Genomic DNA, 26,434 nt, shown 5'->3' with positions numbered 1-26,434 from the left:
GACATATCAAAGCCGGACTGATGGCAGCCCCCTAGCCTACCGTTTCTCCATTACTGCCCTTCACGCTCAGCGGTCTTTTTCTCTTTGGTCATGGTGAGCGTAACTACACTGTAACGTACAGGATGCCCGATATGATCCACGGACCCATAAGCGCCCCAGCCTAGTCACTCCCCGCACTGTCCAACAGTTATGGCCGCATCAAAACCGCTAGTACCGAAGTCTGCATCAAGATCTTAGGCCCCGGATCTGATGAGTATTAGTTCTTGCTTGCTCTAGCTGACGCGGTCCGCGGACCGCGCTGTGAAAAGTGAAAACCCAGCGAGGGTCAGCCGTGAAAGGTTTATAGACACCAGGATACGACCTTATGATCGTTAGGCTAGAAAACCCGGCCCTCGCCTTTCTGACGGAATGAACTTGATAACCTCAGGGATTTCAGATTAACGACATGCAGTCGTGGCTTGTGACTTCAACGGTCCGCGGACCGTCTAGTCAACACACAGTACTCATTGGTGCGCATTCACGATAACTCGCCGGGTTTGCAAGTCGGGATGCCGTTTCTAAACCAAACATTATTTGCCGCAGATTCCACGTCTCGAATGCTTCGAACCAATGTGAGTGGATGTTGAGAATGGAATGACGGCGGGTTGCTGACTGTATCCATACCACGCGTTGTAGACCATCCTGTGATCTCAAGCCTTGCATCATTCAAGCTCGTATTCGGAATGGAGGTGGGGGTGGCTGCAGAGGCGTTGGCCCTTGGGCATTTAGGAGGCCAAACTTGACCGTCCGACGCTAGATAATCTCGCTCGCAACGTCATCACCGCGTTCTAGCGTTAATTCTCCAAACTCACGCAAACTGAAGTTGAATCGGAAGTCGAGCCATACATCAAGAGCAATGATCTGACGGGGAAATTCGGGATGTATTGTCCATATGTTCTGGCGATGAGTGTTGCACGGTTCGACACCTCTTCTGCCTCTCCAATACACCCACGTGGCCCCCTCAAATGGAACTACAGCCAAAATGGTTCGTGCTGAAAAGAGTTCCCACCGTTCACTAAAAAGTTTGCTTTCCTTGCGGATTTCCGCCTAAGGTCAAAACGTATTATCTTAATTTTGCTATTTTTTGCGTTTTTACCTGTGCCGACCCACCATTTTTGGGGTGCCTGAAATATGTAGTTTATCCCCATCAGGGTACATTAAATGTCCGTAAGGTCACTGCTTTCAAGATTGTTTCGAAAGGACGGCGCGCGCGCCGAGCCTTCTCGATTCGGTGCTGAAGGTGTCTTGCGCGACCCGACACATGACAGCCTGAACCGCGAAGAATCATTCCGGGTCGAAGCGCTGGAACCTCGAATTCTTTTGTCTGCGGACCCCGTTCTGGGCGAAATGGCACGCATCGCGGATAAGGCGGGCTGGGACGATCCGATGTCGAACCTGGCCGCGATTGTAGAGGTCATTGATGCGACCGAAAATCAGGATGCTAAGGCAGCCGAGATCGCGGTAGCTGAGCCCCTCGAGGCCGAGATGGAATGGCCCGAAGATTGGACCGAAAACGCCGCGCGTGAGGTCGTACAGCACGAACCGTTGGATGCCAGCGCGGATGAAGATCCTGACTATGCGTTCGGATCGACGTTGGTCGGAACGTCGGTTGATCTGGACAGCATCTCGCCGACAGGGCCACCTGCGCAACAGGATGCTACGGTAGAAGTTCAGTCAGCAGATGATGCCCATGCGCCATCTGCTTTTAGCGTTTCCGAAATCCATGACCTGACGCTTGAGGGCACGAATAGCGGTGCCTTAAACGCCATCAGCCTGAAGACAGAGGCGCAGGCGACGTTCGACGCTGCGGTTGCGTTGTGGGCCGGAGCAAACGGCCCGGTGCCAGCGGACCTTGATTTCGTCATTGGCGATTTGGCTGCGGGAACTTTGGCCAGTTATGATGCAACGGCAAACCTTATCACTATTGATGGCGATGCGGCCGGGGCAGGGTGGTTCGTTGATGCGTCGCCCCTGACAAACACAGAATACGCAACGCTGAATGGATACGCGCTGGAAGCGGATGGAAACGGTGCCGCTGAAGGTGTCGATCTGCTGACGGTGATGCTGCACGAGATTGGCCATGCTGCCGGTCTGGACCACACTAGCGGGTTGGCTCTGATGGGCGAGGCACTGGCCGAGGGCGAGCGTTTGCTTTTGCCAGATGACATCTCGGTCATTCCAGCGTCGCTGAGCGGGCAGTTGTTCTATCAGGTTTCGGCCAGCGGCGGGATCACGGCATTCAGCGACGCGTCCCTGACCGAACAGGTTTTCACAACGGGCAGCGAAGTCACCACGCTGATTGGTCTGGCTGGGAATACGGATGCGCTGGTCGGGGCGGATGATTTGTTTGGCGGTCTGTCGCAAGAGGGCACGTTCAAGATTACCGGCCTGAACCGCGGGACACTAAGCTTTGCGACGGGTGCCACCACCGACTACGCCCTGACCTATTCCAACATCGGATTGCTGCGCGGTGGGAATGATACAGACACCGGGCTGTATGTTGTCGAAGGTGAAAACTTTGACAGCGTCTGGGACATTGCTTCCGTCAATGCCGGGACGGTGACGTCCGAGACTGGCGTGACCCGGTTCGAGAATATCGGCAAGCTGGTGGGCGGGACCGAGGGCGATGCGATCATCTATGCGACGGGTGGTCTGCTGACCCACGGGTTTGACGATAGCAACCAGAGCACGGCTGCCGACGCGACCAACGTCTATGAGATTACAGTCGGCGATTTTGTCACCCTGTCCCTTGGGGATGGCGCGAGTGTTTCGTCGAGTTTTGTCCAGAACCAGACTGTCACCGGATTTGTGATCGGTGGGGCCGAGGTCACGTTGAACAATGTTGATGTGGTGACGATGACCGTCGCCGCCGCAACCCTGTTTGCTGGTTCAGATGGCGAGACTTATTTCACGCGCAAGGCAAATGGCGAAGAAAATGCTGCAACCGGGGTTGAGGGTCTGAACTTTGACTTCGATCTGCGCTTTTACCGTCAGGCCTATACTGACGGTCCATTGTCTGGCTATCACGTCTGGGCATCGCTGGATGCGTCCATCGACCAGCTGACGCTGATCAATGCGGATGCGATCAAAGGGTCGGTCGGTCAGGCGGCTGTGTTGTTGAACGTCGCCTCTCAGGGGGCAATGACCGGTGCCGGCAATATCACGGATGCCGTTGTTCTGCGCGAAGCACCTGCCTTTGCCAGCGCCACTGCCGAATTTTCGTCCGTCACCGGTACCGCCGCGCTGGTCTTCCAAGAGAAGTCTGAGCGGGCACCGGGCGTCTTTGCCTATACTGACATTGCCTATTTCGCAGGCGGCCTGACGCTGACCAAGACAACTGCCGATGTGGAGCTGCCGTCGGGCGATACTGTCTTTGGCGATCTGTTGGTGTTCCAGCTTGCGGATGCTTCGGCCTTTATCGGAACGGGCATGGAGCTGCCGAGCGTTCTGATAGCGCCGGCTGATCTTGAATTTGAAACGGCCAATGCCAAAGGTGTGTTGGCGACTGACCTGAACTTCTCGCTGGGTCTGTTCAAGACGCAAGCGACCGACACGGTGGTGTCCGTGATCTACGGTGGTGTGAACTTTACCACGGCTGCGGAATCCTTTGGTCTGGCAGAGACAAAGCTGATCGCGCGGGAGTTGTCGATCAAGCTGAACGTTGCTTCGGATTTCAGCACGGCGCTGGACTGGACGCAGGACGCGCTGAAGGATCCTTCGGGCGTGTCCTATCTGGATCTAAACTTTGATGGCATCGAATTGCTGGCGAATGTCGAGATCGAGATTGCCGAAACCGTTCTGATCGCGGGGCAGGTTGAACTGTCGGTCAAGACGCAGACGATTGATGACGGTGCAATCGCGGCGACGGATGCGACGGTCGTGACCTTCAAGCTCAGCGACGGTTTCTTTGCCGCCGGTCTCATCGACTTTACCCGCGACGCGAATAACGAGCTTGTGAAGGCACCGATCACGCGGTCGCTGATTGATGGTGGGCCGACCGGCGTGTCGGATACGTTCCAAGGGTTTTATGCTGCCGGTGTCGGTTTCGAACTGGCGCTGATTGCGCGGAATGCGGGCAGCGCCACGATTGATGGTGCGCTGGCGTTCGAAACATGGCTGGCCTTCCGCGCAACAGTTGAGAATATCGACGTGCGGGGGCTTGGTGGTCCGGATGATTTTGCCATCGACGGTCGCGATTTCTTGGTGACGGGCAACTTTGCCTCGGTGGTTGATGTGGTGGCTGACCCCGGTGCGGTGCCCACGGTGATGAACTGGAAGAACCTTGCCGCCGATCTGACCGGCCCGCAGCTTGATCTGACGGATGCTGTCCTTGGGTTGAACGGGCTTGAGCAGTTCAAGATCGGCGGGACGCTGACGCTTGAAGTTACAAATGCGGTTTATCTGACCTCGGTCTTCTCGATGGCGGTGGCGCTGGATGTGCCGACCGATCCGGTGTCAGGCATCGACGGTGATCTGATTTTGCTAACCCTGTCCGAGACGACGTTCTTTGCCGGTGGTCGCGCGGTGTTTGGCGAGGACGCCGAGGGCAACCTTGTGGTCAATCGGGGCAATGCCAGCGGTGTCTATGTCGAGAATGCGAACCTTTCTTTGGGCGTGTTGATCGACGCCGGTGCCGATGTGATCGATACGACGGACGACGTTACCTATATCGGGCTGACCGGCGGGTTCGGTCTGGCGCAGGTGCTGGGTCTGGGCAATGTCGAGGCACAGGCCAATGATGTGACTGTCCGCTACAACACTGCGATTGATGACGCGGGCCTGCCGGTGACCAAGCTGGATTGGTCGACGATTGATTACACCGACGCCGCGACTGCGCTTGGTGATCTTAGCACAGGCACGGATTTCGCGGTCGAAGGCCGGATCTATTTCGGTCACGGTTTGGTCTATCTAGGCGGGGGCTTCTCGCTTGCCACGGGCAGCTATACCGTTTCTGGCAGCGGGCTTGGCGCGGACTTTGTTGCGAATGTAACTACTTTCTTGATCGATGACGCGGCGTTCTTTGCGGGTGTCGGCGGTGGCTTTACCTATGGTGTAGCTGACCCGTCGCTGATCACGGGTCTGATCGCACTGGAAGACCTTGACGGGGCCACCGGCTTTGATGCGACCGGTGTCTCGGTCGAGCTTGGCTTTATCACCGAAGACGCCGTTGCCGCGCGCAGTTGGACCGCGATTGATGCCCGTGTGGGCACGGCCGATCTGGTCGGTCTGCCGGACGGTTTTGTGGCCAGCGTCAAAGACGTATATTTCAGCACAAACGTTGCGGATGAGATTTCGGCGACCAAGCTGAACTGGAATGACCTGACGCTGGACGGGACCGCGTTTCCGACGGTCACTGGTCTGGCGGCAATCGGTGCGACCGATGACAGCCTTGGTGCTGTCTTTGACAACACGCTTGGTTTTTCGTTCGGCGGTTCCTTCCGGGGCGAGATTGACGGCACCGTTTTGCTGGCAGGGTCGTTGACCGGTGATATCGTGGCGCTTGAAACACTTGATGCATTGCCCGGCGAGGTTGCCGCCACCGAGAACGTCAATGTGATCAGCTTTACCGTCTCGAACGGGTATCTGTTCGCCGGTGTTGGCGGCAGCTTTACCACCGTTGATGGCGTCGTGGCGGGCATTGGTGCAGGCGGCACAGGGTTTACCGCTGCCGATCTGTCGCTTGATTTCCTGTCTGTCAGTCAGGGTCAGACCGACCCAACGATTGCGGGCACGACACAGACCTGGACCGCGCTGAAAGCCGGGGCAGGGCAGCTGGATGTGCGCGGGATCAACGGTATTGACCTCAAGGCTTATGACCTCGAAGTCCGCCTGAACTCTGCCTCGACAACAGATCCTGCGGCGATGGCGACCAAGCTGGACTGGACCACGCTGAACGCGGCTGACGCGCCGATCTTTGGCACCACGTCGATCACGGATGCGGTTGACGGAATCAACGCCGATCTTGATTTCAGCGTTATGGGTGCCATCGAAGTTGCAATTGAAGATAACGTGCTTCTGTTCGGTGCCTTCGGCATCAACGCGCAGACCAAAACGATTGATGATAACAACGGTATCGTTGTTGCCGATGCGTCGGTTCTATCATTCTCAATCAGCGGCGCGACGCTGTTTGCAGGGGCAGGGGGCGCGTTGATCTATGATGATTTGACCCTGCGCGCGACCGGTCTGGAAGAGGGCGGCACAGGGATCGCCGTTCAGGATGCCAACCTTGAGCTTGCGATTATCAGCGAAGCTGCCACGGCTGCCGCGCCTCTAAGCTGGCTCGCGGTAGCGGGCGAGATTGGTCAGGCTGACCTGCGCGGCATCGATGGGGCCATCGCGATTGCGCGTAATATCACCTTCCGCTTCAACGGCGCTGCGACGGATGCCGCGATGGTGTCGACCAAACTTGACTGGACGGGCATCGACGATTTCAACGGCACGCGCATTGGCACGATTGAAGAGACGCTTGACCTGTCCTTTGGCGGTCAGATCGAGCTGAACATTCAGAACAACGTGATTGTCGCAGCGGGCTTTGCGGGCACGATCCAGACGGTTTCAAATGTGACCGACGGTGCTGGCATTACAGTCGCCGAGGCGCAACTGGTTAAGTTCAACCTGTCGAGCGCTTATCTATTCATCGGTGACGGTGGGGCATTCACGCTGGCCGGTGATCTGCCGAGTGGTGTTGTGAATGGCGTGGCCGATCAGGGCACGGGCTTTGCCGTCACGAATGCCGCGCTGAACCTTTATGTGGTGAACGAGACGGCTGGCATTGGCGCGACATCGGTGCGCAGCTGGACCGGACTTTATGCGACGGCAAGCCAAGTCGCACCGCGCGGGCTGCCCGAGGGTCTTGAGATCGCGGTGACGGATATCGAAGTTGTCTTTAACAAAGCGACTGTTACGGCGCTGCCCGGTGGTGTTGCGACCGAAGGTACCAAGCTTGATTGGGTCAATGTATCGCAGTTTAGCGCCGTGCCGGATGTTTTTGACGCGGGCACTGATCTGAAAGTGGCGGGCACGCTGACCCTGGATGCGTTCGGCTTTGTCGATCTGGGTGCGCGGTTTGATCTGCAAGTAGTCTCGGGCGTGCAGGCCCAGCTGGATACAGATGCCGCGCTTGAAGATGCGAATCTGCTGCTGCTTGGACTGACCTTGACGGATCCGTTGTTTATCGGTCAGCCAGGTGGTGTGGGTATCTCGGTCGGGAGTGGTAATGTTGCGGTTGCGCTGCTGTCTGCGGTGCCTGACGCTGTCCTAACGGCGACAGTCACCACGATCCCGAGTGCGACGGCTATCACCGGCAGCCTTGGCAATGCGACGATCACGAACCTGCCGGATGGGATTGTTTTCAACATCAACAGTCTGACGCTGGATTACTACACTCACGTGCCGCTGGACGTGGCCGATCCGGGCTTTGACTGGACGACAGTTGTGGTGCCTGATCAGGTGTCGGGCGATGGGGTGCTGTTCAATTACGGCCCTAGGGGTGCACCGCTGGACGCGCGGTTCAATGAGACCGCCGACACGACGCAGGTCACGGGGGCTGTGTCGTTCAGCGCGTTCGATTTTATCGCGGCTGAGGCAACGTTCAGCTTTGCGCAGGATATCGTAGATGTTGACGTGAACAGCGACCAGAGCTTTGATCTGGCGACAGACATGGATAATGCGTCGCTAACCCGCATCAGCCTTGGCGTAGTAGGGACCGAAGCGGATCCGGGTCTGACCATCGGTATCCGCGACGGGCCGGGTATGTCGGTGGTAAGCGCGGGGCTGGTGTTTGCAAGCATCACGTCGTCCGACCCTGTTCTGGATGCGCGCGGCTATTTCGGTCTGAAGGCGAATATTGACACGGCGACCCTTGAAGGGGTCGATGTGATCGACGCTACGCTGAACAATGGCGCGATTGAAGTGAACTCTGCCGCGATCATAGGCAGCCTGACCCCCTTAACGGTCCTTGACTGGAACCGGGCGGTGAACCTCGGCTCGACCGAGTGGAATACCACCACTGCCATCGACCCGGGCACCTACGATATTCTGTCGGCCACCAATCGCAACGGAATTGTTGCACCCCAGACTGATACTGTTCTCGACGTGACACGCGACGGTATTGCGCTTTACGCCGACGCCACGATCATCATCGACGATTTCATTCACGCCCGCGGTGAGGCATCGCTTGTTTCCGAGCAGAACGTCGCCGCTCGGACGCTCGATGATGCAACATCCTTCAACACATCTGTCCTGCGCCTTGGCCTTGCCAACGTCGCGGTTTTTGCAGGTACGGGTGTGCCTAACTATGTGACGGACCCTGTTTCGGGTCGCGTGACCGGCGTGGACCCAGCCAGCAATATCACCGGCGTGACGCTGAATGTGAACAGCCTTGGTATTTTGCTGGTTAAGGAAAGCCCGACTGTTCCGGCCGCGACCACGCCGCTGCGGTCTTGGTATGCGGTCAAGGCGAGCGGTGATGCAGCGCTGCTGGGTGTAGACGGTCTTGTGCTGAGCGGGACGCTGAATGTCGCAGTGAATGGCATCGACAAGACGCTACCGACCTACAGCACGCTTGATTTCAGCGATGCAGATGTCTGGAACGTCACCGTCGGCGAAAACCCACGGATCACCTTTGACGACCTGATCGAGACGGTCGTCGAAGTGCGCGGTTCGCTGGTGCTGGGTGTGGAACAATACGTCTTCATCTCGGGCGAGTTCGCCTTCCGCAAGGGTGATGCGCTGCTGGATGTGGTGCTGTCGGATGGCGCGGCGCGGACGGTATCGCTGCTGACGGTCGGTGCGCGGGATGTGAACATCTTTGTCGGAACGGGCTATGACCTTGAACAGGCGTTTGACGCGCAGACCGATCTGGTTGGCCTGAAGATTTCCAATGGGTTCGTCGCACTGGCGTTGCTGCAATCCGTTGACGCGACGACGGGTCTGCCGATTGCGGCGGGTCTGCCTACGGCAGGGGCCTATACCGCGCTGAACGCTGGCGGTGATGTGGAACTGGTCGGCATCGATGGTCTGACCTTGTCGGCCTATGATTTCGAAGTGAAATACAACGCGGCATCCGTCGGACGGACAATCAATTTTGATACGAACAACCTGATCGTGCCGACCGGCCTTGATGCAGCTGATGACGTGACGCTGTCGATGGCTGCGGAAATTCTTGAGGTGACGGGCTTTGCGGTGATCACCATTGACCAATATGTGTTCCTGTCCGGAAACGTGACCTTCTATAAAGGTTTGGTCATTCCGGCGACGGCAAACCCGACCAACAAGACCTTTGGGGTGATGCAGATCAGCGGTAGCAACATCAACGCCTTTGTCGGTGTCGGCGGCCCGTATTTCGAGCTTGATGTCCCGAACCGCACGTCTTCGGTTCCAGCGGCTGCTGGCAGTGCTGTTGGTGTTGCGGTTCAGGGGATTTCATTCGATCTGGCCCTGCTGTCACAGGTCGAGATCAGCGCCGTCACCGGCCAGTATATCGCAAGCCTGAATGGCGACCGCTATACCGCGCTGTATGCGGAAGTAGCTGGTGTCAATCTGGTTGGCGTCGGTGGCGTCGCGCTGTCGTCCAACAATGTCAAGATCAAGGTCAACCAAGGCCGTACCGGTGCGCCGGCTGGAACGCCACAGACAGCGCTGCCCGCTGCATTTGACTTTACCGAGGTTACCGGCCTGTCACCGGGGGCCACGACCCCTGAGACAGTTGAACCAGATTTCCTTTATGTCTTCAAAGAACAGGGCTTCAGAGAAACCATTATCGGTTTTGAGGCCATCGGCACCAACGCCGGGACGGGGCTTTCGCTGCTGATCAATACAAGCGGTGTCACACCGACCAGCGTTGCCAGCGCAGATTTCGCCCTTCAGGCTGATGTCACGTTCGAGCGGACCACGCTGCGCAACGGGTCCATCGTCACAAAAATCTCTGCGACAGACGTCACTGCCAGCCTTGGCACCATCGACGTTGACGTGACTGGTAATGCGCTGATCCTGATCACGCCTGCGGGTCTGTCGGCCAATATCGATGTGACGCTGCCCGCCAAATCGTTCACCGACGGCCGCAACACATTCGCATTTGATTCACCCAATTTCCGGCTTGAGCTGAATACCGCAACGGTTCCGGTGAACGAAGAGTTTAAGGTCGCCGCCTATCTTGATGGGAATGGGGTCGAGCAAACGACACGCAGTCTTGATCTGCCTGGCGGCAAGTTCATCCGCATTACCGGCGAAAATCTGCGCCTGAGGGTTGATCTGGGGAACGCAACCGGGACGATCACAGCGGATGACCGACCCGAGCTTGCGTTCGGCGGTACGATCTCGCTTTCGACCTTCTCTGACGTGACGGACCCAGCGAACGTCAAAAAGCGCACGATCTTTGTCTTCAGCGAAGTGACCGGCACCTATACCGATCCGGATTCTGATCCCGACGACCCTGACGTTTACGGCCTGACCGACGCCAAGGGTGTGATTATCTATTACGCCGGTGAAACCGATCCTACGCAAAACGGCCTTGCCGGCCAGATCGAACTGACGGCGCAAGGTGGTGGGGGTGATTTCGCAGCCGAGGGCACTGGCATCCTGCGCTTCAACACAACGGGGCGCATCATTGATCAGACCGTTGATATCGGTGACGCCGTTTATCGTTTGACCTTTAGTGCGGCCCAGACCGCGACGCCTGCCAAGTCGTTCTTTATCCAGCTTGGCGTTGCCGATGTGACGCTGAGCTATGACCCTTACCTGACCATCACCGGATCGGTGACCACGCTGAACATCGCAGATTATGCGAATTTCGTTGCGGCGGGTGTTTCAAGCGGTATTTCGGGGCGCAACATCAGCATCTTCCTCGGCGACAAGGGTCCCGATCTGGAAAGCACCGATGACGATGTCGGCCTGCTGATCACCAACACCCAGCTTGTCGTGTTGGAATTTGTGACCAGCGGCCTGCGCACCTTTGCGATCTATGCCAAAGGGGACGCGTCGGTCGTGGGCATTGACGGTCTACGCATTCAGGGTTCGGTCGAGGTGTGGATCAACAACTCGGGCCAGATGATCGAGACGACGCAGGTTCTGGATATTCCGCGTCTTGACGCCGACGATATGCTGCCAAGCCTTGCGGTCAAGTTCGTTTCCGGCACGATGGAAATGGTGATGGGCGGCACGGGCGACCAAAAGCTGACCATTGGGATCGGTGCCACGGCTGCCGAAGATGTTGTGGTAATCACGTCGGATGCCGTTCAGTTCACGCGCACACCGCTTGGCGTGATCGAGGTGTTTGCCCCCGATACGCGGATCACCGTCAACCCGGAGGGTGATGCCGACCGCGCCATCGGTCTGGGCGGTGCTGCGCGGTTCAACTTTGGTGGCGGCAACGGCTTCCAGCTGTCCGATATTCGCTTGACCAGCTATACGATCAACGGTCAGACCGGCGTCGTCAATTCGCGGCCACGGGATCTGGTGCAGCTAAGCGCCGATCTTGCTGCGCCATTGCAGAACCAGATCGTGCGTTTGGACCAGCTGAACTACATCGACGTGATCTTTAACAACAACAACTACCTTAGCACGCCTAGCAACCCCGACGGCATCGTCGACAGTTCCATCACGGATGATGAACAGGAATTCATCATCCGTGCGGTGAACCAGTCTGGCACGACCTTCAATATCGAAGTCTCCGGTGCGGCCACGCGGGTCGAGGGAACAGCCAAGCCGACCTTCCGTTACGAGATTTTGAACAAGCCGGACAGCATTCCAACGAACAGCCCGATCACCTATGAGGTCGAGTTCCTGGCGAATTCCTGGAAAGACAGCGCCAATTCGCTGGGAGCCCGTGAAATCGAACGCTTTAGCGTGCTGCGCGCCCTTGGCAACGGCTTTGGCGCGGCAGAGTTTGAATTGGCCCGTCTTGCGGCTGCGCAGGCGGCGTCAATCGCGCTGGCCAAGCCGTTTTCGGGTGCCACGGTGGATGCGACGCAGTTAAACGCTGCAGGGTTTATCGACGTGACCTTCCGTACGACTGTCGGGCAGCGCCTGAATATTGCGACCATCGACGGCAACGAAATCCGGATCTCGGCCGTGGGCGGTGCTGCGAATGTCGGCGGTGTCATTGGGGTCGCGCAGGTTTCGGCGACGACATGGCGCTACTTCATTGCGGCCAAGCCGCCTGCGCCCGTCGTGGGTGTGCCGGCCAGCCCGGTTGGCGCTGCTGCGAATACACTGTCGAACGCGGCGTTCAGTGTCGGTGATGTACAGGTCGACTTTATCGCGGGCACTTGGTCTTACGATCAGGACCGTACCGGTCTGCCGACGACAACCGTTCTGTTCGGTGCCGTGGATGGGGTGACACTGACGGACCGCACCACCAACAACGCCGCAAGCGTGGGCACTGCCGCCGATCCGCTGCGGGTGCAATATGCGTCGGTCTTTACGGTTGCCAACATTCCTGAAGTGCAGACCAGTGGCCTGTCGTTCAACATTGGTCCGGTCACGATTGAATCTCCTTCGGTCGGCCTTGATAAGCTGGCGTTCAAGGATGGCCGTCTAATCCTGACGATTGCGATTGGTGCCGATCGCGCGGCCCTTGCTTTTGGCAGCACTCCACCCCAAGGCGGCACCCCGTCTAACACCGGTGGCACAAGCGTCGTGATCAACGGTCTGCTGGTCAAGTTCGACGTTGGAATTGATGTGCTGGCGGCGGTCACGGGTGGCGAGCCTGACATCGGCTTTACCGGCAAGTGGGAAGTGACGGCGGATAGCTTGATCGGCACCGTGCCAGAGGTTCTGACCTTTGAAGCGGTCAACATCAAGATCGGCTATGATCCCGATTATGACGCGTCAAAGGATCTGCTGAACACGCTGGAGGGTGCGGGCCAGAAGCTGGTCGAGATCGGCACCGTGCGCGTCACCTTCCCAAGCTTTGGGCTGACGGGGCTGATTACGGGGACAGCACTTACACCGGGTTTGATTGTCTATGAAAACGGGTTCAGCCTGAAGACGGCGCAGCTGATCTATGGCGGGTTGAACAGCAACCCGACGGCGGCCTCGGCCACACGCACCGACAGCCAGACTGGCCCGATCCGGTTTGGCAGCCTGCTTGAGTTTGATGATCTGCGCATCGGTGTCACAGACTTTAGCGTCGTGTTCGGTCAGGCCGTAAACTTCAACGGGTCGATCTTCTTTGCCTCTGGCGGGGCAAAGTTCGCGCCCGGTAAGCCGATTTCCGCAGATATCCGCGACCGCACCGGCCCAGAACTGACCGATACGGTCGGTGCCCCCGATACAGAGGCGATCCGCCTTGGTCTGACCTTCACCAATGGTGTGGTCGACGGCTTTATCTGGCGGATGGACACATTCCGCATCACGCTGGGGCCGAACCTTGTTCTGACGGGGCAGGACCTGAACCTTGATACCGGTGCCGCCGCTGACGAAGAGCTGATCAGCTTTGCCGCGATCGGTGCCGAACTGACTGTTGGGTCTGTGACGCTGGTCGGCGAGGCGCGCCAGTTTGCGTTCCTAGGTGATGGGACGTTCGTTACCAAGCGTGGATTTGGCGTGTTTATCGGCGTCGGGTCGGCCACGGGTGCCACGTTCAAGTGGCCAGCATGGCTGCCGATCCGGATCACCGAGATTGGCGTGCAGTGGGCTGACATTCAGGCTGCCCCTGAGAAGTTCGTTCTGACCCTGTCGGCGACGATCACAGGGCTGCAAGGCAATGCCGGCCTGAAGTTCGAAGGCACCGTCAGAGGTATCCAGATCGACGTGGGCGCGCTGATCGGGGGGGATAACCCGATCATTGGAATTGAATCCCTTGGTGTGTCCATCTCGGGCAATGTCTTTGGCGGCGAGATCGAAGGCACGTTGATCGGCGGGATCATCAAGGTTGATGCAAACGGCAACGAGATCGGGGTGCTTGATACGGATACCGTTGTTGCCGACCGCGTGTTCTTTATCGGGGTCGAGGCAGGGTATTCCGTTGCGGGCCTGTCGGGCTTTACCATCCGCTTTGCGCTCAGCGAACTTGGCCCGCTTGGCGTACTGGTGACGGCACAAATTCCGGGCGGTATCCTGCTTGAGCCGATCTCGGGTCTGACCATCAACAACTTCACCGGCGGCGTTGATTTCTTCACCAGCCTGCCGGACATCACCACACCTAGCGAATTGACGGGCCCGGCGTTCCAGTTGCCAGCGAACGTAAGTGTTGATGGATGGCTGGACATGGTGCGCGGTCAGGTGCTGACGCAATACCGTCTGGTGCAGGCGAACCCGTCGCAAAGCGGTTTTGCCGCGGCCTTCCAAGCCCCGATGGTGATTACAGGCAGTGCAAAGCTCTATTCGATCTACACATCCCAATTGACCTTCAACGGGCAGGTCACGATCAAGATCTCGACCGATGGCAAGATTCTTGTGATCGGGCAGTTGAACTTTGCGGCTGACAACCTGTCGCTGTCCGCGCGGCTTTATGCAAACCTAAGCAAGATCGCGTCGGGCGAGGCGACGATCCTGTTCCTTGCCAAGATCCCTGACCAGATTGATCTCATCACCATCGAGGGCAGTTTGCGCTTCGGCTTCCAGACCCTGCTTGGCGATGATGTTGCGATTGCGATCGTTCAGGACCGCGCCGCCAGCCCGACACAGGAACTGGCAGGGCCGGGTACGGGCACTGAATTGGGTCAGTCGGCAATTAACAATGCCGGATATATCGACGTCACGCTGGATGCTGCTCCGACCACTGCAAGTGGTGTTATTCTTGATCCGGGCAGTGTTCTTGATCTGGCACCGGAGTTGATCCTTGCGGATGGCAGCGGCGTTGTTCTGGATGATACGCTGGCCCCTGTTCACCTTGGCGGCACGACCTACCGTTTCTGGGTGATTGGCACGGCGACCGGCGACATCAGCTATACTTACGTGAATCAAGGCTGGAGCTATCTAAACGAGCAGACCGGCGCGGTGCTGTATAGTGGCGTTGCGGATGAAGAATCGTCCGAAACAGGAACAGCGGCTGTGGTGTCCGGTCCTTGGATCGATATCCGCTTTATTCCCGAGATCGGTGCTGACCTGACGCTGGATGATCTGCGTGCCATTGTGAACAAAAACGTGGCACCGTTCACCGTTCGCGATCAAAACGACGCCATCGTCGCGCTGAAGTCCTTTAGCGCGACGACGGTGAACAATGCCCGTGTGATCGTTGGCGATGACATCGTCCGCTTTTTCTTCGCGGGCGATGCGCTTGCGACAGGGACATATACGGTTGAATTCAACGCCGGTGGCTGGACGCGCGATAATACGCCAAGCATCCAGACGGTGACGCAAAGCTTTAAAATCGTGAACCCGACAGCCAAACTGGTTGGACCTTTCGGTACCTCTGACACGGGATACACCGCCGATGTGAACGCGCTGAATGCGGGATCGAACGAGTTGATCATCTCGTTCCGGGCACCATCGGGGAATGCGTTGGATTATGCGTCTATCTTCGACACGGGTGCGGAATTCACGCTGACCCTTAATGGTTCGAACGTCACGGTTGGTGCGCCGGTCGCTGTGCGCCAAGGCTTTGTCGATGATGCGACCAGCCCTGACAATGGGAAGGTTATCTACACTGCCGTGACCGTACCCGCTGATCTCGCGGCCGAGGGTGTGACGCTTGAGGAATACCTGACATCCGAGGGCATCACGCAGTTCAAGTACACGATCACGCAGGGTGGTTTTGTCTATGCGCCGGGTGTGTATGAGCTGAGCTTTGTCGACAACGCGTTCAGCGATGCGGCAGGGAACCAGTCGATCGTGACGCCTGCGATTGAATTGGTTGTCGAAGGGGCCACTGCGGCGCTGGTTAATCCGGGTGAGGGTGCGTCGATTGACATCAACCGTCTGGGCGCGCGAAGCTATATCGACATTACCTTCCAGGCTGTTCCGACCGGTTTTGCGGGCTATGACCTTGCGTCGATCACGGATCTGGGCGCGGAATTTACGCTGTCGGGTACAGGCATCGGCTCCATCGCGTTGGACAGCGCGCAGGCACCGACGCTTATGTCCGGCACGGCCACAGGTACACCGACCTACCGCTACTGGCTGACGGGTGATTTTGCGGACGGTGCGTCGGTTGGTAGCGTCACGGTCACTGCGATCAACGGGTCATGGTCCTTTGTCAAAGCGGCGGCCGACATCACCAATACCGGCACCGTCAACGACGGCGTTCTTGAAATTGGCGAAGTCGATGCGGTGGCCGGTGCGACGAACCCGCTGTCGCTTACCAGCATCTTTGGGGCACCGCCCACGGGTTACAGTCTTGATCCGGCGTCCTTGTTGGATGCAGCACCTGAATTCATCGTGACCTCGGGCGGGGCGTTGGCCGGGAACGCGGCGACCGTGCGTCAGGATGACGGGTCGAGCACGGATACAGCGGTTCAGTACCGCTATGCCATCGTGCCGACCGATCCTGCGGCGACCACTGCCGCTGTAGGTCTGACGTTCAAGCAGGATCAGGTTTCCTACAAGGCCGATCTGGCCCGAGCCTTGACAGTCACATCGCTGAACGGCGGTGAAACCGGTGACGTCAGCTATGTCGATATTCTGGTGACGCCGGCAACGGGGCAAATCGTTCCGGACTTTACCGCCAATGTTGCCAACTTTACCCTCAGCGGTGCGGGGGCTGCTGGTGTTACTGTCACGGGGCTCAAGGACCTGGGCGCGGGGATCACCCGCGTGTTCCTGAACGGTGGTTTCTCGGTCGGCAAGGCTGGGTTGAATATTGCGGCCAACAGCTTTGGCGTTGCAGGCGCGCAGAACCGTGCGTTGACGTTGGACTTCAAGGTTGCGGGTGCACAGGCCACCATCGTGAACCCCGGCGTTGATGGCACCATTGGTATCGGCACGATCAACGGTCGCGGCTATGTCGACCTGAGCTTTGCACGCCCTGCCGAAGGTCTGCGCATCGGGTCGATCATCGACCTTGCGCCTGAATTTGCGTTTGTGGGATCGAACGTTCAGATCGCATTCGACGATACGCAGGCACCCGAGTGGCTGAACCCCGATCCCGTGGTTGACGTTGCAGGCAAGCCTGTCGATCCGGATACACTCACCGAGGATTACCGCTTCCGCTACTGGACCAAGGGAACTTTTACCACTGGCACTACAATCGAGCGGATTGCGACCTTCGTGAATGAAGATGGCATTGAGGAAGCGACTGTTCTGCGCAACGATGGTGCGGCTGTGACGACGACCGGAGTGGTTTCCTTTGCGCCGCTGACGCTGGATACATCCTGGATCGACGTCCGCTTTACGGCCACGTTCGGGGATGTGATCGACTTTGCCACATTGGGCGACGAGATCATCGTCACGATTGGTCCAGAAGCCTCCCCAGTTAGTGTCGGTATCACAGGTGCGATGCGGATCGGCGATGGCCTAACCGTGCGCTACTTCCTCGGCAGTGACCTGAGCGCTGGCGAAGTCCGCGTTGCGGTGCAGGCTGGCACTTACAGTTCGGGTAGCAATGCGGGCGAAGCGTCGGTCGAGACGTTCCAGGTACTACAACTGTCCGGTGCAATCGCTGACCCTGTCGATGGCGGTGTGATCGGGCTCGACGACCTGAACAACCGCGGCTATATCGACGTCCGCTTTGCGATGCCGTCCTATGCGTTTGAGATCGATCAGGCGTCAGTCACCGATCTGGATGCCGAAGTCACCTTTAGCGCGACGAACGGCACCATCGTCGCTGACACGTCGCAAGCCCCGATCTATCTGGGGATGGACGGGACCGACGCGATCTTCCGGGTCTGGTATCTGGGCAGCTTCCGCGGTGATGCCACGGCGAATAACGTGACGGTTGAATTCATCGGCGGCAGCTTCAACTGGCTTGACGCAAGCGGCAATACGGTTGACGCCGCCACCGCGTCGAACAGCGTAGAACTGCAGATCGAACAGGGCACCACGCCTGCTGCCTTCTACCTGAGCTTGCAGCTTGGCACGACAGAACTGCTGGATCGCGCCAGCATCGCCGCAGGTATTGCCAGCGGTGCTTATACGATCACGCGTGCGGATGGATCAACACTTACCGTTACCGGGCAATACGCCCGCGCACCCCCTGCCGGGGCAACTGATGTAGAACCACTTCGCCCCGGGCTGATCGAACTGACGGTTTCCGGTGGCATAGCGGCCAATCCGATTGCTGCGGGTGAATTTGTTACCCTGACCTATTCCGCGACTGCGTGGACATACGATGGCACCGCGATCGAGGCCCAGCAGACCCAGACGCTGAGCGTCACCAGCGCACAGACAAACGGCTACATCGACGTCCAATTTGCGACGCTTGGTGATACCGCGATCAACCCCGAGTTTGCGATTAATACGCAAACGCTGACGGGCAATGAATTTACCCTTGGTGGTGCCGGTGCGACTGTCGCTGTCCTGCAGGGATCGCCCACAGATCTGGGCAATAACACCTTCCGCTATTACACTTCCGGCGCTTACACGACGGGCGATGTGATCGTCACGTTTACGGCTGGCAGCTGGTCCGATCTTGAGGGCAACACCGGCGCGCAAAGCACCGAAAGCTTCAAGATCATCGACCGTGTCGCAGATGGTGCGACCCCTGCGCCGGGCGGGGCGACGACCTCCAAGATCTTCTATATCGAGATTGCCGGCGGCATCCGCTATGACGCGCCCGGCTTGGGCGGCGAGTCGCTGCTGGAACAACGTGGCATGGCGCGCCTGACCTTCGGCACCTACAATGACCCTGATCGTGGCGATGTCTTCCGCTTTAGCCTGAAATTCTCAGGCACGGCCAAGATCATCAAGCTGGGCAATGTCGGGTCGATTGCAGGGTCGTTCACAATCGAAGACGGCGGCAACACTGGCGTGCCGCAGTTCTGGGGTGTTGCGGCGGTTCAAACCAACTTTAGCGCGCTGAACCCGCTAGGTCTGCATATCGATGCCAGCGCCGTGTTGCAGATCAACTTGTCCAATCAGGACCGGACCGAGACAATCGCGCTGGAAGGTATTCCGGGCGATCAGCTGGGGGTCGTGATATCGGGTCAGTCCAACATTAGCAGTCTTGGACTGTCCACCACCCCGCCGCTGTTTGCTGAGCGTGACGTAACCCAGGGCCTGCGTACCGCCTTTGCCGCGTCGGGTATTGACGTGACGCTAGCCGAGAACGCGACCGTTGCAATGACCAAGAAGCTGGCCGGTGACGTCAACCAGTGGCGGATCACCAGCGCGGGCAAGACGTATTTCGCGGATCAAAATGGTACAGAGCTTATCCTGTCGTCGGACGAGCAGTCATTTAATCTGCTGGCGGGGTCGTTCGCCTTCAAGATTCAGGGCAGCGTCACCCTGACCGCGCCAAACGAAGACCCCGCCGTCAGCCCGCTGGCCGAGTTGAAGGGTGGCTTCTACCTGTCCATCACGTCCGAGCGGATTGAAATCTTTGCAACCGCCAGTGCGAAAGTCTTTGGTGGAACCCGCGCTGCCGTCTTGATCGAGGGGCGCGCGCAGGGTCTGTTCATCGTTGATCTGGTCGCCGACGCCGGTGGCCGTGCCGGTATCGCCGGCAGCCTGTCGCTGGAGCGTACCGGCGGTTCGCAATCCACAGACGGCAATCAGGACACGGGTGATTTCGGCGGTATTCCAACTGATCTGTTCGTACTCGACGTCACCATCTCGCTTATCTTCAACACGACGGGGGTTGATCAGGAATTCATCGTTCCAACCAGCTTCCTGCCGCTGTTGCCGGCGGATGCCCCTGCCAAGATCGTCATCGGTGGCAATGCACCGGGCACGACAGGGCCCACCGATTACTACTTCATCGCGCTGCTCGAAGGGTCGGTGACGCTGTTCAACGCCGTAACCCTGACCGGTTCGTTGCAACTGGCGAACGGTCAGTCCGAGATCGACGGCGAAACCGTCAACAGCACACGTCTGACCGGCAACGTCAGCGGGTCGATCCAATATGTCGGCGTCGTCAGCGGCCTGCTTGACCTAGAGATCAGAATTTCCCCTGCTGGCAATAGCGGTGTTGTCGGTCGCGCGCTGTTGACCCTTGAGAGCGGCCTTGCGGTCCCCGGCGTCGATCTCGAGGCCAATGCGACGCTGAGCCTCGAGATCAACACCTTCACGGCCACCGAAAACTTTGTGACCTTCCTGAACGCTGATGAAGTCGCCAAAATTCCGACAAGTGCGCATTATCTGGAACTGGTCTTGGATGAAGATACCGGCCAGCCGATCACAGATATCAGCGGCAACAAGAAGGGCGTCATCGTCCTGAAGAATGGTCTGTCGCTTTATATCGAAGCGGTGCTGAAGATTGATCCGATTGTCGAACTGCGCGGTGCCTTCACCTTCGAGATCAGAAATAACGGCACCGAAGTCAGCGCAGAGATTGCCGTCAAGGCGCAGCTGGTTGGTGTCATTGAAGATCTGGATCTGGTTGGCAAGATCGTCATCTCTGACGGCGGGATGATCATCTATGGGCTGATCCAGATCACCAATGCGGGCATCCCGGATGTTCTGACCTTCAACGGCCGCGCGAGCTTTGAGCTGAACACATTCTCGTCGAAGCGGGACATCCAGGTGCAGGGTACGGATCGCACCGTCGAGTCCGGTGTCAAGCTGGAGATCAACGGCAGCGTGACGTTCGCCGACTTTGCGACCGCCAGTGGCAAGACCACCATCGCAATCCTGAGCAACCGGACCGAGATCAGCTTTGATGTGGTGTTTGGACTTGGCGGTCTGAATGTCCGTGCAGCGGGTGCTGCGGGGCTTTACTACACCGGCAACCAGATTACCGGCATTGCCCTTGGACTGTCCGTGTCGATTGACGCCAATGTTGCGCGGGTCATCGACATCAGCGCGCGCGGCAGCCTGACGCTGAACACGACGGGTAAGGACCGCCGCATCGGCAGCTTTGACCTGAAGGCCGACAGCTTTAGCCTCAAACTGACCGGTAGTGTGGAGTTCCTGAAAACCATCAAGTTCAATGCGAGCTTTAGTGTGGTCGTGGTGAACGAAGAATGGACCGTTGCTTTCAATGCCAACATCAACTTCTTTGGTATCGCGACAATGTCTGCGAATGGGGTGTTCCGCAGCGATGGTACGTTTAACGTCGATCTGACCGGTGGTGTGCTGCTGGGCAGCCGGACCTTCGGGATGGAAGGGTCGTTCCGCTTCAACGTTTACTATGATTATCTGAACCGCCCGGAAAATGGCACACCAAGCAATCTTGCCATCGGCTTCTCGGGCAGCGCGTCTGTCAGCCTGTACGGTCTTGGGATCAACTGGGGCGGTGCCAGCATCGGCTTTGGCGCAAAGATTGAGAATGTCGAACGCGGCGGGCGTGTGCCGATCAACGTCAAAGCCTATGCCAGCGTCAAGGTTCTGTTCATACGGATCAAGCTGAACCTCAACTTTACCATTGGCTATCTGGAGCTGCCCGAGCCGATCAAGTTGGCGGATCAGAACGGCGGAGACCTGACGCTGAATATGGGCAATAGCAATGGTGACCGTGGCATCGGTGCCGGGGCAACGGATGAAACCTATATCATCGAACAGATTGCACCCGGCACGATCAAACTGATCTATTCGGGCCGTGAACAGATCTTTACTGGCGTTGACCGGATCATCGGGTATGGCGACGCAGGCAATGATGTCATCCTTGTGCGCGAAGGCGTGGATGCCGATCTGCTGTTTGACGGCGGTAGTGGCATTGATCTGGTCGATTACCAAGGTTCCGGCCGGGCGATCATCAACAAGACCGATAATGCGACAGACTTTGGTGATCAGATTACGATCGGGCGCTTTGCGGCTGCCGGGTCCGAAGTGTACGGCACCAACGTCACACGGCCGCTGGCGGATGGCGAAACGGCCAGCCTGCTCGGCGATCGCATCATCTCGCGCAGCACCAACTCCATCACGATTGACGCGAAAGGCGGGGATGACTTCATCCAGCAGTTGGGTGCCGGTGCCGCGACAATTCGTGCAGGTGCGGGCAATGACATCGTGTTTGGCGGTGCGGGGAATGACAACATCAACGGCGGATCGGGTGTTGACGAGATTGATGGCGGCGAAGGGTCGGATACGATTGATGGCGGCAACGGTGTCGACCTGATCTTCCGCACGCTGGAAGCCGCAGGCATTCTGACGGTCAACGGGACCGGCGCGCAGGACACTGTATTTGTTACCGGTTCGGCACGCGCGGATACCGCCCGCGTCACCAAAGGGTCGGTCGAGATCCGCAATGGCGACAACACACGCGGCGTGAATATCCTCGGTGGGGCGGGCACTGTTCAGGTTCAACTGCTTGGCGGTAACGACACGGTCATCATCGACGATATCTCGGGTCAGAACGTGAACCGCCTGATCATCGAAGACGATCTGGCCATCGAAGGCCCTGGTTTCCGCGATGATCCGGCTGATCGTCCGGGGTCGCGTGAAGGGTCGTCTGACAGCAACGCCGACACGGTCATCATCAACGGCAGCGCCGGGGTGGATACGTTCACGCTACTGCAGGACACTGTTGATGCCAGCGACATCAAGGTTGATGCAAAGTGGAACGGTACCAACACCGCGATTGCGATCGTGCTGAACGATTTCCGCCGCAGCGCTGGCGACAAGCTGATCATCAATGCAGGCGCATCGGGTGATACCATCGACGCCAGCAGACTGACGCAGAATACCGTGGCGCTTGAGCTGAACGGTGACGGTGGTGCCGATACGATCACCGGCTCGTCGTTTGACGACGTGATCGACGGTGGTTCTGACAATGACACGATCACGGGCGGCGAAGGCTTTGACACCTTCCTTGACAGCGGCACGAATGACGCGGGCGATACGCTGTCCGAAACCTTTACTGGCTATGACTTTGGTCTGTTCGAAGACCGCTTTGTGGTCGGCATAGTCTCAGGTCCGTCGAGTGATGTCTGGACCGGTGCGACGCTTGAAAACCTGATCGGTATCTTTGAGAATGTGACCTTGAAAGGTGGTCCGAATGCGGCCAACCGCATGGTTGTCAACGATCTGGACCGTACCATCCGGGTCAACGGCAGTGTTGTGTCGGTTGCCGCCTTTGATGGCACCGCGACGCTGGATGCCAAGTCGACCGGATCGTCCGAGACGTATCATATCAACGCGCCCAAGGGCTCGAACTTTACCGTGGTCATCAATGACACCGGGTCGGGCGCATCCACTGTCCGCTTTTACGGGTCCGACGGTAGCGACGCGATCATCGTCAATGATGACACTTTGGCCGTGACCGGTGCCGCAACTGTTGGGATCACCCATACTGGCACAGACAACGTTGTGCTGAACACGGCAGGTGGCGCAGATGAGATTACGGTTCAAAGCACGGATATTCCGTTGCAGATCAACTCGGGCCTTGGGGATGATACGATCCGTGTGGGGAACGCAGGCGGGTCGCTGACCGCGATTGATGCGGTCGTGACGATCAATGCCTTTGATGTGTTTGCGCCGGGTGCGACAGCGCCGACCGATCGTGGCAGCGATACGCTGTTGATCAATGGTCGGTATGATGCGAACGCGTCCTCCGGGTCTATCGGCCTGATTGATCCGGCGAACCTTGAAGGGTTCATGTCGGTCACGGGCTTCAACCTTGTTGATGGCAACAAGACTGTTGCGATCAATTATATCGCCGTTGAGATCGTCGAGATTGATCTGGGCGAGGGTGCGAACACTGCGACCATTACCTCGACCGGGTTGGCCGACAAGACAACGCTGCGCACATGGGGCGGTGTTGATATGGTTAACATCCACGTCATCAACGGCCCGACCGTTGTCCAGACAGGCACCGGCGTTGACAGCGTGGTTGTGGGCAACCCGATTTCGACCACCATTGGCAGCGAATACACGGTCAACGATATCCTGTTCGGCCAACTGACCATCGACGGCGGCTCCGAAGCGGTTGGCACGGCTGAGGGCATCGATGTTCTGCGCGTCAGCGACAATGGCGACACAACACCTGATCGCGGTGGCCGTCTGACAGCGGATGAGATTGTCGGCCTAGGCATGACGGTCGGCATCAAATACACCAGCTTCGAGACGCTGATACTTGAGACAAGCGACGCCAACAACGAACTGCATATCGATGGCACTCACGTAGGTCTGACGCAGATCGACATGGGCGACGAGCCTGTTTCGCCCACGGATGATGCGGCCAATGACGTCCTGAATATCGAACGCCTCGGTGGTCAGACCGAGATCAAGCTGGGTCAGGGCAATGACATCGTGCGCGTCAACTATGACCGCTACGGCAAGCAGACCTTCACCAACGGCCTGCAAAGTGGTGATATGGGAACAACCTACCAGCTTGACCTTGATGGCGAGCAGGGCTCCGACTTCTATCAGATCGGTCTGTCGGGCGAAGGCACCGCACTGATCCGCCTGCTGGACAGCGGTATCTCTGGTCAAGGTGCTGACCGTGCCGAGATCAACGGCACAAACCGCGCCGATCTGTTCCTCTTCCGGGCGAACGCTGATCCTGCGGTTGCGATCGGCGTGGTGGCTGCCTTGCAACTGGATGAAAACGACGATCAGGTCGCGGGCATTTTGGAAGAAGTGCAGTATAATGGCGCGCTTGAGGGCGATATTCAGGTCAATGGTCGCGACGGCAATGATCTGTTCGTCTTCGACGATACACTCGCCACGTTCAACGTCTTCGGTGATGCGGGCGACGACACGTTCCAGATCGGGCAGCTATTCGACTCCGCCCGCGACGCGTCGAACCCGTTCAATGGCCTGAAGGGTCGCGACCAATACACCACCACGCAAGTGACGCTTGGCTTCCTGTCCAACGGGATCAGCAAGAATGCGACGCTGAACGGTGGCACGGGTCAGGACAACTTTACCGTCTACTCCAACAAGGCTGAACTGTTCCTCTTCGGGAATGAGGACGACGACAGCTTCCTCGTGCGGTCCTTTGTCCGCGTCGATCCCGATGATCCAGCAGCGCCTTACACCAACATCAACGGCGGGCAGGGTGCTGACTTTGTCTCCTACAACATCAATGCGCCTGTGCGGATTGATGGCGGCGACGGCTTTGACAGCCTGACCATCGTGGGCAGCGAGTTTGGCGATGACTATGTGATCACCGAAAACGGCGTCTTTGGTGGCGGTCTGTTCGTAAGCTTTGTCGGCCTTGAAAAGCTGGTCGTCGATGCGCTGCAGGGCAACGACACCTTCTTTATCGAAAGCACCAATGAAAACGTGCAAGTAGAGATTGTTGGCGGACTGGGAAGCGACAACATCAACATCGCCGGTGCCGATCTGAGCGATGTGACCGAAGGCGGCGCGATCACGGTCGTATCCAACAGCTTGAATGGCCACAACGGCCTGATCCAAACCACGGTCAGCAGCAACGACGACCGCTATAACGCGATCTTTGCCAAGGATGTTGTCGCCAATATCGCGGATAACGACGAAGCGGGCGTAATCATTTTCAACGACTATGACGCCCTGCGGGTGTTCGAAGATACGCAGACATCGCCGCTGCTGATCCACAACACCTATGGCATCGCGCTGTCCCGCGCGCCTGATCGCAAGGTGACGGTGACGATCACGCCGACACGCGGCACCGAAAGCGCGCAAGCGGCTGGCGGCAAGGGCGTAATGGTCAACGGGTCCGAGACCTTTACCGATCTGGTGTTTGACGCGACCAACTGGGACGAAATTCAATATGTCACCGTGACGGGTGTGAACGATGCTTTGGCCGAGGGGCGTCAGGTTGTGAACCTGCGTCATTCGGTGGTTGAGGGTACAGTAGGCACCGACGCCCAACCCTATGATGGAGTGGTGGTCGCGGATGTTCTGGTCGAGGTGATCGACAATGACAGCGCCGAAGTTCTGATCTTCTCGCGCACCGATGATGCATCGACCGTTGATACGATTGATCAGGAAGTTGCTGCCGAAGACATTCGTCTGACTGCCAATGGCGACAGCGTCTATGTCGCCCTGTCGCGCGCGCCGACTGGCCCTGTGGCAGTGACCTTCAATGTCGGTGATGGTGCGACGGTCTCCTTCACCGGTCTGTCGGTCACGCAATCGGGCAATTCGGTTATCGTCGGCTTTGACGGAACGAACTGGAATACGCCGCAGCTGCTGCGGATTGCCGCAAACAACGATGGCGTGGACGAGGGCGTGCATTATACCCGCATCACGCCAGAGATTACATCTGGTCAGGATGCCTTCCTTGGTCTGGGTCAGGCGATGTTGCGCGCGGTATTGCGGCCAATATCAACGCCGACATCAGCCAGAGCCGGATGCCGTGGCGTTGTACCAGTCCGCAGATATCCAGATCTTCCGTGGCACGACCACCGGTGCGTCATCGAGACATGACATCACGATCACGCGAGATATCGCGCACATCGGGTCGGCGGACAGCTGCCGTGGCCCAAGCACT

Annotated in this window: 1 protein-coding gene; it reads left to right on the top strand. The window is 58.1% G+C overall.

Features of this window, described 5'->3' with window-relative positions; translation table 11 throughout:
- Positions 1-1,200: 1,200 nt before the first annotated feature.
- Positions 1,201-26,370, top strand: a complete 25,170-nt coding sequence (locus RGAI101_RS20750) for a calcium-binding protein (RefSeq protein WP_037230569.1) — start codon at positions 1,201-1,203, stop codon at positions 26,368-26,370.
- Positions 26,371-26,434 lie beyond the last annotated feature (64 nt).

The sequence above is a fragment of the Roseobacter sp. GAI101 genome (genome assembly GCF_000156335.1).
In the GTDB taxonomy this organism is placed as follows: domain Bacteria; phylum Pseudomonadota; class Alphaproteobacteria; order Rhodobacterales; family Rhodobacteraceae; genus Sulfitobacter.
Note: the sequence above shows the minus strand (reverse complement) of the source record. Positions and strands in the feature narration are given on the sequence as shown.